Below are 13,959 nucleotides of genomic sequence, written 5' to 3'. Positions count from 1 at the left end.
GGCCAGACCCATGACCTGGATGCCCGGCAGCACCAGGTTGTGGGTGCTGGCCTGTGCGGTGTCACGCGTGGCGGTGAGCAGCAATCGCACCCGGCGAACACCGGTGTCGGTACTGGTCGGCACCTCGAAATGCAGCGCGTGCCCGCCGTCGACCATCGCGTCCGTCGCGGCACGCAACCCGGTGCGGGAACGCGCCTCGCGCAACCGACGGAGGTTGTTGAGCTGGGCATGCAGCCGGATCTGGTGCTCGGGCTCGTGGTCCCGTACCGCCTGCTTCAGGCGGGCGCCGATCCCGGTGGGGCGCGGGGCTGTGGGGGCGGGCGGCAGGAAGCCCTCGCGGCGCAGCCAGGTCTCGGCCTCGTCGAACATGCCGTCCGTGCCGGTGACCTCGAGCGGGGCGGCGCTCAGCCCGATGCCGTCCAACCGCTCCAGCGAGTCCGGGAGTTCACGCGTCTCGTCATCGGTCGGCGCGTGCCCGACGGCGTCCGCCTTGCTCAGGACCCGCAGGTCCATGCCGTGCGCCTGGGTCAGCGCCGGCGCCTGTGTCTCGGTGCCGTTCGGCCGGATCAGGGTGACCTGGTAGGTGACGCCGGAGGGAGTGAGGAGGTGGCCCCGGTTGGTGCGGATGGCGTGCATCGTGCCGGCGGAACTGCTCGCGCTGTAGGTGTTGGTGACGGTCGCCTGGGTCTGCCCGCGCAGGCCGAGGCTGCCGCCGATGACGCTCGACGCGTCCGGATGGCCCTGGCTGTGGTCACCGGTGAGCGCGGCGGCACCGCTGCCGCTGACCCCGAGACCGCTGGTGTACTTCGACGAGAGGTCGACCTTCGCGGTGTTGACCAGATGGCTTTCGAGGTTGATCTGACCCGGGGTGCTCTGCCGCAGCGGAGTGCCGACGGTGGGCGTGGTGACCAGGTGCAGCATCCCGACCGCGTTGCCGTCGACATTGGTGATCACGGGCGAGTAGATACCGCCGTCAACCTGCATGGGCAGCGTGCCGCGCAGCACCTGCTCGGAGAGGAAGTCCGAGACCTGCCCCGCGGCGGTGGCATCGAGATCGGCGTGGAAGGTCTGGTGGACGTGTTCGTACAAAGCCCTGGGGTCGATCACCGAGTCGACACCGTAGAGCGGGAGATCAGCCGGATCGGCCGGCGCGGGCAACGTACCCGGCGCCGGATCCGCGGTGGTCAGGTGCCGGGGGAACCAGATCGTCGTAGGACCGTGCGACTCCGCCGCACCCCAGCCGTCAGGCGCCGGGGCGGTGGCGGGCGCGGTGGGCGCCGCCGTGACCGCGGGGGCATCGGTGCGTACCCGCCACTGAGTCGTGAACTCCACTGGATCGGAGGGCTCGTTGGACCGCTGGGAAGAGGTGGTCTGAACGGCCTGCGTGACGGTGGTGGCGTCGCTCGCCTGGTTGTGCGTGATGGCCAGGGTCGCCGAACCGTCCACCGCCCGCACCGCGGTCGCCGCCGGGATCGGCCAGGACCCGGTCCACGGCACCTGGAAGGTCCGATACGTCCCCGACGGCTGACTGGAGAAATTCTCCCGCGTACCGAACCCACGCCGCTCGACATGCTTGTCCGCATCCCGCGTGTCAAAACGGCCCTGCCGCAACGACGTTCGCGCCTCGGAAAGCGTCAACTGAACGTCGACCGTGCGATCACGGCCGTTGACCCGGACGGTGATCCGGTGACCGCCGTTCGAGCGCAGATACGGCAGTTGAAGCGCGAGGCTCTCCCGGCTCAACACATCCCGCACCTGCTCGCGCACCGACTCGGGCGCGTTGTCACGACGGAATCCGAGCGCCCCGTAGACCTGACCGTGCAGCCCGTCGATCACCTCGTCGGAGAAGGGCTCCGCATAAACCAGCCCGACCGTGCCGTCCGGAAGCGCGCCATAGGAGGCCACATAGGACGACTGGAACTGGCCCCGCGCGGGCGGAAGCGCGGTCGGAGCCTGCGAGGCCGGCCAGGTGAGGGTGCCGTCCGCGGGGATGGGGGTGGTGTCGGGGTTCTGGGCCGGCGTCGTCTCGTCTTGGTGCGCGTGGTCGTGGAGTTGGGGGCCTGCGGAGGTGACGTTCTCGATCGTGCGGAGGTAACGGCGCGGGATGTGGACCGGGCTCTGGGTGTCGGCCATGAGACCGGTCGTGCGGACCGTGGTGCTGTTGGAGTGGTTCCGCAACAGGAAGTCGTTGTCGCGCTGTTCGTCCGGCAGACCCAGGTAGTGCAGGACTTCGTGGAGGAGGTCCGCGTCCGAGTGGCCCGTGTCCAGGTGGAGTTGGTCAGCACGGGCCGGGTCGGACGTGCTGGTAAGGGTGATGGCTTCAGGGTGGGCCGGGGCGTCGATCAGGTTGAGGGTGACGTGGAGCTGGTCCCCTGAACTCGGTAGCCCCAGGCCGGAGTTGATGTGCGCGTCCAGCAGGCCGGTGATGCGCGAGTTGAGCTGCTGGGTGAGATCCGGGTTCGTGGTGGTGACCGGGAGGTTGAGCGTGTAGTCCCGGACCCACTGACCGTTCGGCGCCTGAATACGACGGACCTGCGTACGGATGAGCGTCGTCGCACCGCTCAGGACGCCCGGGCGGGGCGCGTCGGACTGGTCCGCGTGCGGATCGAACCGCTCCGTGCTGTGGACAGCGGGACGGGCATGCGGGCGCAGACCGAACCACGTGTCCTTCGGAGCGGGGTCGGTGACCTGAGTCGCGGGACGGTCCTCGTCCGCGTCGCGGGTGGGCGCGGGACGGTAACGGCCGTCCGGCTGAACGCTGTTGGCGTCCTCGGGACCCCGGGGAGCGTTCGGCGGGGTGATGGCCGTCGGGTCCTCGACGAGGGGGCCGGCGTCGGTGGCGCTGTAGTGGTCCGGGCGCCTCGTGTAGTGGACCTCCAGGACCCGGGTGGCCGCGTGTGAGCCGACGCGGGTGACGCTGCCGAGGCCGGTCGTCGGGTTCGGCACCAGTACGTCCACGGCCACGTCCAGGGTGTCCGCCAACAGCGGGAGGAACAACTCGCCCTCGTCGCGGCTGTACACCACTGCCCAGTTCCGGACGGCGCGGCGCGCGTGGCGCAGTTCGGTGTCGGTGAACTGGGCGGTGCTGACGGTGTATCCGTGGCCGAGCACCGTGCGGAGCTGGTCGTCGGACAGGTCGGTCAGCGTGGGCAGTTGGCCGGTGTCCCGCAGATACGCGAACATGTCCCGGACGCCCGTCCCCGCCGGGACGGTCTCGCCGTTCCCGGTCCGCGCCACGGTGTAACGGGTCGAGAGATCGTCCAACTGCTCCGGCTCCGTCACCCCCGCGATGCCGTACTCGTCGAGGGTCGCCAGGAGTTGGGGCCGGTTCATGGCCGCCGTACGGTTCTCGAACCATCCCGCGAGCGTCTGCCGTACCTGGCCCACCACCTCGTGCGGCAGCGGGCGGTCGCTGCGCGCGGTGCGCAGTCGGTTGTCGGCGAGGGTGCGCAGGCGGTCGGCGGCGACCATCAGATGGCGGCCGGCCTGGGGCATCCGGGTGTTGGCCCCGGCGTTCCACCGGGTGAACTCGGCCAGCCCGGCGCGGACTTGGGCCGGGTCGCCGAGCCAGGCGTAGGTCTGCGGAGCCTCGGTACGCAGTCCGGGCAGCCGGTCGCGGACCCGCTCCGGGTCGGTGCCGATGAACGCGTAGAGCATGCACCGGCCGTCGCCGAGGGTCGGGATCGAACGGCCTCGTGGCGCCCGCACCTGGAAGGGCTCGGGCTGGGACGCCGTGCGGTGGGGTGCCGTCAGGTCGGCGTCGTCCTGGGCCTTGCCCTTGCCCTTGGCATCGGTCTTGGCCTTGGACTCGGCTTCGTCCGGGGTGGGGGTGGCCGCGTCCGTGTGCGCCGGTGCGCCGTGCGGGTCGGCGGACGTACTGCCGCTGCCCTCACCCGAGTTGACGCCGAGGTTCCCGGACGTGGTGGTGTTGCCGACCAGGGCGTCGAACGCGCTGTCGCTGTCGTTCTGCTTGTCCTGGCCGGAGGTCGTGCCGTGGTCGCCGGACGTGCTGCCCTGGTTCCCGCCCGTGGTGTCGGCGCCACCCGTCGACGGGGTGTCCTTCGGCGGGGTGTCCTTCGACGGGGTGTCCTTCGGCGGGACGAGGGACGTCGTGTCGGACGTGGTCGCGTCCGTGGTCGCGTCCGAAGGGTTGCCGCCCCCCGAGTTCCCGTTCCCGGTGGTGGAGTCGCCGCCCGTGGAGGTGGCCCCGTCGTCGGGGCCCGGTGTGTTGCCGGTGGAGGGGCCCGCCGTGCGGGGGCGGCCCGAACCCGGCCAGCGCGGGGCGATGGAGGCCAGCGTCGAGTGTGATGTGGGCAGCGTCGAGGGGCCGGCGGCCAGCACCCGGCCGGTCGTGCCCGGCAGTTGGGTCTCCGCCGCCGCCCGGCGGGCCACGGCGTCGATGCGCCTGCCGACGGCGTTGTCGATCCGGGCGTCGATGTCGCGGAGCAGTTGCTCCGCCTGCTCGTGGGTCTCGCGTGCGTCGTCGTGGTCGAGCGCCGCGGCCCGGGCCTGCCCGCGGGCCGTGCCGGCGGCCGCACGCAGGGGGCCGACCGCGTCCCGGGCGCCGGGGAGCTGCGCCCGCGCCTCCCCCAGGGCCGCCTCGTCACGCTCCAGGCCGGCCTTGGTGTCGTCGAGCGTGGCACGGTCCCGCTCCAGCCCGTCCCGCGCCGCGGTGAGCTTGGCGTCCAACTCGGCGACCTCGGCGGTGACTTCGCCGATCTGCTGGGCGAGACGGGGGTCTGCGGCGGGGGTGGGCGCGGTGTCGTCGGCGGATGTGGGGGCGGGTGCCGCGGCCGGATCGGACGGGGAGCCAGGCGTGTTCTGGGTGTTCTGGACGTTCTGGATGTTCTGGGTGTTCTGCGGATCCGAGGTGCCGTCCGTGCCGTCCGTGCCGTCCGTGTCGACCGGGCCGCCCGGCGTCGGGGCGTTCGCCGGGGCGCCGGAGCCGGAGGGGCTTGTCGTCGAAGGGGCGGCGGCGCGGGCGGTGAGTTCGGTGAGGTTCCGTCGGGCGGTCTTGAGCTGGGCGTTGAGCTGTATCTCCGCGCGCTGGCCCGCGGAGACGGCGTCGGTGAGCGAGCCGATCGTGAGGCGGGCCCGGCTGATCCCTCCGACCAGGGCCTTCGTGCGGTCGGTGAGGTCACGGAGTTTCTGTTCGGCCTGGTCCGCGTTCTGCTCGGCGGTGGTGGCGGCCGTGTCGGTCCGGGTGGCCTCGTCGGCCGCGTCCCTCAGCTCGGTTGCCGCCTCGTTCAGGGTGCTCTCCGCGTCGTGCCGCAGGTCCCGCTGCACGCCTTCGTCCGCGAGCGCCCTGTCGTGATCGCCGTGGGCCCGGTCGAACGCGGCGGCGGCGTCCTCGAAGGCCGTCCATGCCTGGTCCAGGGCGGGGACACCGGTGGTGGAGCCCGGTACCGAACCACCCGTGCCGGGCGCCGCGTTGTCCGTGCCCGCCGCCGGCGGTGCCGTCAGCTTGCCGTCCGGGTCGAAGGACCAGATGCGCAGGCCCTCCGGACCCCGGGTGACCAGTTCCACCGGGCGCCCGTTGTCCCGGGCCGCCCGCGAGGCTGTGTACAGGGCCAGGGTCAGGCGGGAGCCGTCCGGGTCGGGGCCGGTGGCCACCCAGAACTGGAAGCCCTTGTCCGAGCGGTCGACGCCCTCTTCCAGGGCGGTCCGTACGTCCCGCAACGGGGTCGCCGCCCAGTCCTGCGGTGTGTTGGCGGTGCCCGCGGTGAGCACGGCCGGGAGGTCGTAGACCTGGGGTACCGGACGGGGGTCGGTGATGCCGTGGCCGAGGGCGTCGCGCTCCTCGATGCGGATCGTGGCGGTGCCGGTGACATGGCGTACGCCGTCGGGGCCGGAGACCTCGATGTGCACGTCGGCCCGGACCTCGTAGCTGCGGGTGCCGCGGCCGTCGGCGGGCAGGCTGGTGCTGCCGGTCTTGAGCCAGTCGCGGCGCCCGCCGGAGACTCCGCTGCCGAAGCCGCTGGCGTCCACCGGCCGTTGGATCACCGGCGGGGTCGCGCCGAGGAGGTTGCGGTCGGGGTCGTCGGCGCTCATGACGAACGGCAGCGACAGCCCGGTGGTGGTGTCGCCGCCGGAGACCGTGCTGCTGTTGCGCGAGCTGATCCGCAGCCGGTCGATGGCGATGTCGCCGCCGTCGCTGACCACCGTGGGCCGGTACAACGAGACGGTGAGGGTGGGCCGTTGGTCCGGGGCGTTCCGCAGCGGGTACGCGCCGGGCATCCCCGACAGCATGCCGCCGACCTGGCGGGGGTTGTCCAGCGACAGCGTGCCCGCCTGGATGAGTTCGCCGAGCCGCACCGACGCGTTCTCGTCTGAGGTCGAGGCAGGCTGGGAGCGCCAACCGCTGCCGGTGCCGGGGGCCACCTGGTCGAGGGCGGTGTAGAGCTCGCTCCAGGCGTCGAAGCCGTAGACCGGGACGTTGCCGGTCGGGTGAAACAGGTCCGCGTCCCGCAACGCGGGCTGCGCGGCGGGCAGTTGGCGGGGGTCGACCCGGGACAGCGAGGGCGGCGGGGGCGGGGGCGGCGCGGGGCGGTCGGTCTCGCTGCCGGTGAAGCGCAGGCTCACCCGGGCCGGTACCCGGACCTGGCCGCCGAGTTCGCCGGAGAGCGTGCGGCTGAGCCAGGAGCGGGTCGGCGCGTCGGCGTCGTCCCAGGCGAGGATTCCGCGCTGCACCAGGGCGCCCAGCACGTTGGGCGGCCAGTCGGTGACCATCGTGACGCGGACCGTGGCGACCAGTTCGTAGTCCAGGTTGTCGAAGTCGGCGGCGCTGTCGGTGCGCAGCCAGTACCGGTCCTCGGCGGTGCGGCCCTGCCTGGCGGACTTGCCGGTCGAGCGGACCAGATGGCCGGAGGGGCCGAGCCGGTCGGTGCGGTCGTCGGCGTCGGGGCGGCTGAAACGGGCCGTCGGGTTGCCGGTGAAACGGTGCTGCCGGTTCACCGGGGAGGAGAACGAGCGGCCCTCCGCCGTGTGCGAACCCGACTGCTCGATACCGGACTTGTCGCCCGGCACCGCGGTGCCCAGCACGGCGCCCCGGCCCTCGGGGGTGGTCGTGGGGCGTGCCGAGAACGTCACCTCGACCAGCGCCGCGCCGGCGAACCGGTGGTGCCGGAAGCTGAACCTGGCCTGTCCGTTGCCGCGCCCGATCAGTGCCCGCTTGCCGGCGACTCCGGTGTTGTCGGCGATCAGCGCGGCGACACCGGGCAGATAGGAGGCGTGGCCGGGGGTGGTCACGCCGGGGGCGTACCGCTCCACCAACTCCCGTGTCTCTCTGTGGAGTCGGGCGCGCTGCTCGGTCCCCCGGTTCGGCTGCGGGCCCGCTCCCGGGTCGGAGAACTCGGTGACCGAGTTGACCGTGGCCAGGCCGAGGGTGCCGTCGTGGACGTAGCGGCTGGGCAGTGTCGGTCGCGTCAGGCCGGTCGTCGACGGGGCGGGCAGGGCGGGGTTGAAGGCGCCCATCCACCGCCCGTCGCGCCGCAGTTGACTCTCCGTCATCAGGAACTGGAGCCCGCGCGGCACGTCCACGGCGAGCGTGATGTCCTCGCCGGGACCGAACCCGAAGGTGTTGGCGAGCACGTTGCGGTGTCCGGACCGTACGCGGATCAGGTAGGTGACGTCGGCGGTGATCCGGTGCTGGAGGCCCGACTGGGTGGGCGTCCGGTTGGTGGCGGTGCTGCTGCTGAGGGTGTCGGGCCGGTCGGTCTTGCTGTCGTACTGGTAGCGCCCGGACGGGTTGAAGCGGGACGGTGTGGGGGCCGGGGCGGCGGGCTGCCCGTTCACCGGTGTGGGGCTCGGCGGGTTGTTCTGGGTCGCCGAGCCGCCGAGGCCGAACTGGTGCGTCTTGCTGAGGCCCTTGAGCTGCTGCGCGGAGTCGGTGGTGGAGATGCCGGTCTCCAGGTACTGGTTCACGCTCTGCGTCAGCCGGGGCGTGTGGGCGACGGCCTCGATCTCGATGGCGAGCTGGCCGTCGGCACCGAGCCCGGGCAGCGTGAGTCCCTCCACCACGTAGGTGCCGCTGAACATCTGGTGCCCCCGGCCGATCAGCGAGCCGGGCGAGAGCGCGGTGATACGGGACTCGGCGCCGACCGTGGTGGTGTCGGCGGCCGGACTGCCCACCAGCGAACTGCTCAGGAACCCGGTGACGCCATCCACCAGCCGGGAGACCGGCCCGGGACGGGCGGCCGGATCGACACCGGCGTTGTTGCCATTGCCGGCGTTGGCATTGGCGTTGGGGTTGGCGTCGGCACCGACGCCGGTGACGATCCGCCGGAAGGCGTCCTCGAGCGCCGCCGAACCGCGCACCACGTCGATCAGCGCGTCGTCCGGGACGCGGACCACGCCCTGCTGCGGCACACCTTGCGCGTCCGTCATGGCCAGCCGCTGCGTGTCCTGCGGCGTCGGGCGCCGTACGGTGTACGGCTCACCGGCCGGTGCGGCCTCCGCGGTCTCCAGGGTCCGCCCGTGCGGTACGGCCAGCCGGATCATCCCGGCGACACCCCGCACGCCGGGGGGCTGGACACCGGCCTCCACATCGCCCTCGGCGCGCGGCGGCTGCACCTCGCCGAACCGGCGCGCCGGTTCCTGGCCGGAACCCTCGTACAGGTCGAGCGTGAGGCGGGCCGGTACCGCGAACTCGTGGGTGTCCTGCCCGCTGCCGATGAAGAACTGGTCGTGGCCGTGCGTGGTGCCGGTGGTGTTGCCGAGCGTGGCCTGGCCGACGTACTGGTAGTCGCCGGTGCCGCTCAGGGTCCACGCGCCCCCGTGCGGGGTGGGCCCGGTGATCCCGGCGCCGACCCCGCCGCCCAGGCCGTAGGTGTTGCCGAGCCGGCCGGTGCCGCCGGCCGATGTCGCCGCCAGGCCCATGACCTGGACGTCGGGCAGCACCGTGCGGTGCTCCACATCCCGGCTCGGGTCGTGCTGCGCGCCCAGTTCCAGTCGTACCCGGCGCCGCCCCGTCACCCCGGGGATCTCGAGGAACAGCGAGTGGCCGCCGTCCACCATGGAGTCCGTCGCCGCGCGCAGCCCGAGCGGGGAACGCAGCTCCTCCAGCCGGCGCAGATTGTTCAACTGGGCCTGCACCAGCGCCTCGTCGGGCAGCCGGCTCCGGCGCGGGGCGCCCTCCGGCGGGGGCAGGAAGCCCTGGTCCCGCAGCCAGGTCTCCGCGTCGTCGAACAGCGGCTTCGCGTTGTCCTGGTCCACCCCGAGCGGCGCGGTGGACTGCCCGATCGACTCCAGCGTGGCCAGCTCGTGCGGCAGCGCGCGGATCTCGTCCTCGGTCGGCGGGTGTCCCGCCGCGTCCTCGGCGCTGAGTACCCGCATGTCGAGAGCGTGGGTCCACGTCCCGGGCGCATAGGCGTAGGTGGAGCCGTCGGGCCGGATCAGGGTGAGGGTGTAGGAGACGTCCGCCTCGGTCAGCAGGTGACTGCGGTTGGTGCGCACCGCGTGCATGGTGCCCGCCTGGGCGCTGGTGCCGAACGCGTTCTGCGCCGCGAGACCGGTGGTTACCTTGCCGTTGACGGTGCCGCCGATGCCGTGGGAGGCGTTCGGGTGGCCCGCGTCATGGTCGCTCGTGAGGGACGGGCCGACGCTGCCGCTGAGGTTCACCCCGCTGCTGAACGACGTGTTCTGGTCGTTCTTGACCGTGTTGACGACATGGCTTTCGAGGTTGATCTTCTTGTCGAGGCTCTTGGCCACCGGGGTGTTGCGGGTAACCTCCGCGTCCAGCCGCATCATGCCGACGGTACGTCCGCGCGCGTCGGTGAGCACCGGCGAGTACAGCCCGCCCTCGACCTGCATCGGCAGGGTGCCCCGCAGGATCGACTCGTCGAGGAATTCCGCGAGTTGAGCCGACGACGTGGTGTCCAGGTCGTCCCGGAAGTGCTCCGCGGCACCCTCGTACAGCCGCCGCGGGTTCAGCACCGAGTCGACGCCGTAGATCGGCAGCGTCTTGACGTCGGCGGGGGTGGGCAGGCCCTGCCCGGGATCGGAGTCGGCGTCCACGAGGTGCTGCGGGAACCACACGGTGACCGACCCGTGCTGCTCGGCCTGCCCCCAGTCGTGCGCGGGATCGGGGGCCGCGACGACAACCGCCGTGTCCGTGGCGTCTGTTGTGTTCCCTACGGTGGTGTCCGGGGCCGGCGCGTCCACGCGCACCTGCCAGTTGTCGGTGAAGTCGTAGGCGCGGGACGGCTCGTTGCTGCGCTGGGCGCTGGTGGTCTGCACGACCTGGGTGACGGTGGTCGAGCCGCCCGCCTGGTTGTGGGTGATGGTCGCGGCCAGCGCGACCTCCACCCCGCGGACCGGGCCCTCCGTCGCGATCGGGAAAGTACCGGTCCACGGCACCGGAAGCGTCGAGAACGTGCCGGACGGCTGCGAGGAGACGATCTCCCGGGTGCCGTACCCGCGCCGCTCCACGTGCTTGTCGGGATCGCTCGGGTCGAGCGACCCCTGCCGTACCGACGGCCGCCTGTCGCCGAGCGTCAGCCGTACGTCCACCTGCCGGCTGACACCGTCGACCGTCACGGTGATGCGGTGGCCGCCGAGGCTGCGCAAATACGGCATGTGCTGCGTCAACTGCTGCTCCGACAGCACGTCCCGCAGTTGCGCGAGCACCGGGTCGCCCGGCCGCGGATCGCGCCTGCCGAGCGCGTTGAGCACCTGGTGGTGCAGCCCGTCGACCAGGTCCGGCGAGAACGGTTCCATCTGCACGAGGCCCATCTGGCCGTCGTGCCGCTGTCCGTAACCACCGAGGTAGGAGGGACGGCGTCCACCGCCGGGCACCACCTCGGTCGGCGTGGTGGTGTCGCCCTCCGGGGTGGTCAGGGTGATGTCCGGGACCGGCGGGACCGCGGGGACGGTCTCGGTCTCCGGCACCGTCTCCGTCACCGTCTCCGCCGGAACGGTGTGCGTCGGGAGCGTGGACGTGGTGGACGTGGTGGCCACCGGGGTCGGTGCGGTGTCGGCCGCGTCGGTGGTGGGCTTGACCGGGGCGGGCGGGTCCGCGCCCGGCGCGCCCTTGACCGGTCCGCGCGGACCGGTGCCGGTGCTCCGGGGGTCGTCGGCGGGGTCGCCGACCAGGGTCCCGATCAGCGCGAGGTGACGGGGCCGCAGCCCGCCGGACGGGTACGCCGGGTCCGACGCGGGCGTGAACAGCGTCGGGTCGCCCATGAGGCTGGCCGTACCGCCGCGGTGCGGGGCGGCCGAGTCGAAGCCGCTCTCGTCGCGCAGTCCGAGCTGGTGGCCGACCTCGTGGGCCAGGTCGGAGTCGGAGATGTCGGCGGGCCACGAGTGGTGGGTGGCCGGGCTCTCGTCCGCCGGGTCGGTGAGCGTGACGTCGAGGTGCGCCGTCTCACCGGGCGCGGCCGGCACGACGGTGACGTGCAGTCGGCTCCCGTCCCCCAGTCGGTGGCCCGGGGTGTTGAACACCCGCTGCACACCGTCGGTCAGCCGCTGCTGGACGCCGTCGACCTGTGGCCCCAGACCCGGGTTGCCGGTGAGCCGGTAGGTGACGGTGAGATCGGTGACGGGCTCACCGTCGTGACTGAACCGCCGCACGGCGAAACCGGCCCGCACGACGTACTGGGTCCGCGTACCGTCCGCCCCGAGCGGCCGGGAGACCGGGTCGACCCAGGTGTGACTCCGCTCCGAGGGCGTCGCTCCGGCCCGCGCGTCCGCGTAACTGCCGGGTTCCGGGGCGGTGTTGGGGTTCACGGAGGGAGTGAGGACCACGGGCGCCGGGGCGGGGGTGGGCGTGGGCGTGTTGTCCGGTACCGGGTCGGACGAGAGCTCCGAGGAGGTGTGCACGGGTTCCGGCGCCGGGGTGCCGGTACCGGAGTGCGCCGACGGGACCGTCTCCGGCGCGGGATCACTGTCCGGTGCCGAACTGGTCGTGGGCGGCGCGTTGTTGCTGGTGGTGGTGACGGGCGTGGGGAGGTCGGAGCCGGTGTGGGTGTTGCTCGGGAGGGGGGCGGGATCGGTGCCGGCATTCGTGTCCGTACCGGCGTTCGTGTCCGTACCGGCGTTCGTGTCCGTGTCCGTGCCGGTGTTGCTGTCGACGCCCGAATCGGAGTTCGGGGAGGTATCGGTGCTGTGCGTGGTGTCCGTGCCGTCGGTGCTGGTGGTGCTGCCGTTGCCGTCGGAGGTCGTGTTCTCCGGGCGCCCCGATGTCGTCGTACGCGGGTTGCCACCGGAGTTCGAGGGCGTACCGGAACCGGACGCCGGGTTACCCGAGTTCGTACCGCTCTGGGTGGGGACACCGGACCCGGTCGTGTTCGTGCCCGTACTCGGCGGCACGACGCTGCTGTTGGGCCCACTCGCGACCGGCGCGACCGGAACGTCCGTCGAGGACACCGGAGTCGAGGTGTCCGTGGTGTCGCCCTGCTGACTGGTGTCGCCCTGCTGACCGGTCTCCTGCGCCTCGTCGGTACCGCCCGTGTCGACGACCTGTTCCGGTGTCCTCGTAGGCGTGCTGGACGGCGAACCGCCTCCACCGGACGTGGTCGTCGTCCCGTGCGGCAGGTTGCTCTGCAGGTCTCCCCCGTCGACCTTCACCTCGTCGAGGTGGGTGTCGATGTCGGTGACCTCCGTGTCGAGGTCGGTGGACCGGGGCGGCGGGGTGGTCGTGGAGGTGCGTTGGGGGGTGTTGACCGTCGAGGAACTGCCGTTGTTCGAGGTCGTGTTGACGGAGCCGGGGCCCGTCGTGGTCGTCGGGCTGTCGACGGTGGTGGACGAGTTCGACGACGAGTTGTTCTTCGAGGAGCCGGAGTCGGAGTCGGACTCGTCCGGGATGTTCGCGGTGCCCAGGGTGTTCACCGGCGCCGGGGCGTTGAAGTTGAACTTGCCGCCCAACTCGCTCGCGCCCTGGCCGAGATGGCGTTCGCTGACCGAGCTGAGCCCGCCGCCGAGGAAGGTGTTCAGGGGGTCGATGGGGAAGCCGTAGATGGACGCCGTGGCGATCTCGCCGAGCATCTCCGCGCCGCCCTCGGTGACGAAGTGCTCGAAGTCCTCGCCGAGTTCGTGCTTCACCTTGTCGCCGAAGCTCTTCGGCTTCGGTGTGGGCGTCGGGGTCGGAGTCGGCGTGACGTGCGGGGTCGGGGTCGGGGTGGGCGTGGTCTTCGGGTTCGGCGTCGGGTTCGGCTTCGGGTTCGGCTTGGTGTTGACGTCGGGGTTGTCGAACTTGTGGTTGTTGAACTTCGTCCCGTTGCCGCTGACGTCCTTGAACGGGTTATGGCCGTTGAAGATGTTCTTGAGGTTCTTCTTCAGGTACTTGCCGACGTCGTTGAGCAGGCCGTGGAACAGGCCGGTGAAGGCGCCGAAGACACCGTCCTGGACGATCTGCGACCAGTCGAAGCCGTTGGGGCGGCGGCCCTTGGGCGCGCCCAGCATCATGGCCAGCCGTACCGCGAAGGTGGTGAACGCCTCTTCGATCGCCTCGGTGAGGCTCGGCAGCAGATGCGTCTTCTTCAGCAGCCAGTCCATCACCGTGAGAATGGCGACCCGGCTGCGGGCCTTCGCCACCGCGGCCTGACTGGAGGCGGAGCCGCCCGTGAAGGCGGACAGCACCGCAATGATCATCAACTCGATGAGCAGCCGCACCAGTTCGGCGATGATCTGCCACTTGGACTCCATGATGTCCATGGAGGACTTGGTGCGGGACTGCCCGATGCCGTCGAGCTGGTCGGCGAACTCCTTCAGGTAGTTGACGCCGTCGGTGTCGAGGAACATGTGCATCGCCCGCACATAGTTGTTCCCGACCTGCGGCGGCAGCGCGCGCCCGACCCCACCGGCGGTCTGCTCGATCAGGTCCGAGAGGTCACGCATACGCCGGCCCAGCCGCTCGTACGGCTTGCCGTTGGCGTAGGCCATGTCCTCGTCGGCCTGGAGGAACTTCTCGCCGATGAGCACGAACAGGAGGTTGTTCAGCTGGGGCGTCGCGTGGATGGTCAT

The 13,959-nt window shown here is 71.8% G+C and carries 1 protein-coding gene (running past one end of the window); it reads right to left on the bottom strand.

From position 1 onward, the window contains the following. Positions 1–13,959, bottom strand: partial view of a hypothetical protein gene (locus OG223_RS39400; protein ID WP_329259432.1) — the beginning only. 31,530 nt of this gene lie to the left of the window's left edge; the window shows 13,959 of its 45,489 coding nt (coding positions 1–13,959); its start codon is at positions 13,957–13,959; its stop codon lies off the left edge, out of view.

The organism is Streptomyces sp. NBC_01478 (genome assembly GCF_036227225.1).
GTDB lineage: Bacteria > Actinomycetota > Actinomycetes > Streptomycetales > Streptomycetaceae > Streptomyces.
The sequence above is the reverse complement of the archived record's forward strand: the minus strand, read 5'-3'. Positions and strand labels throughout refer to the sequence as shown.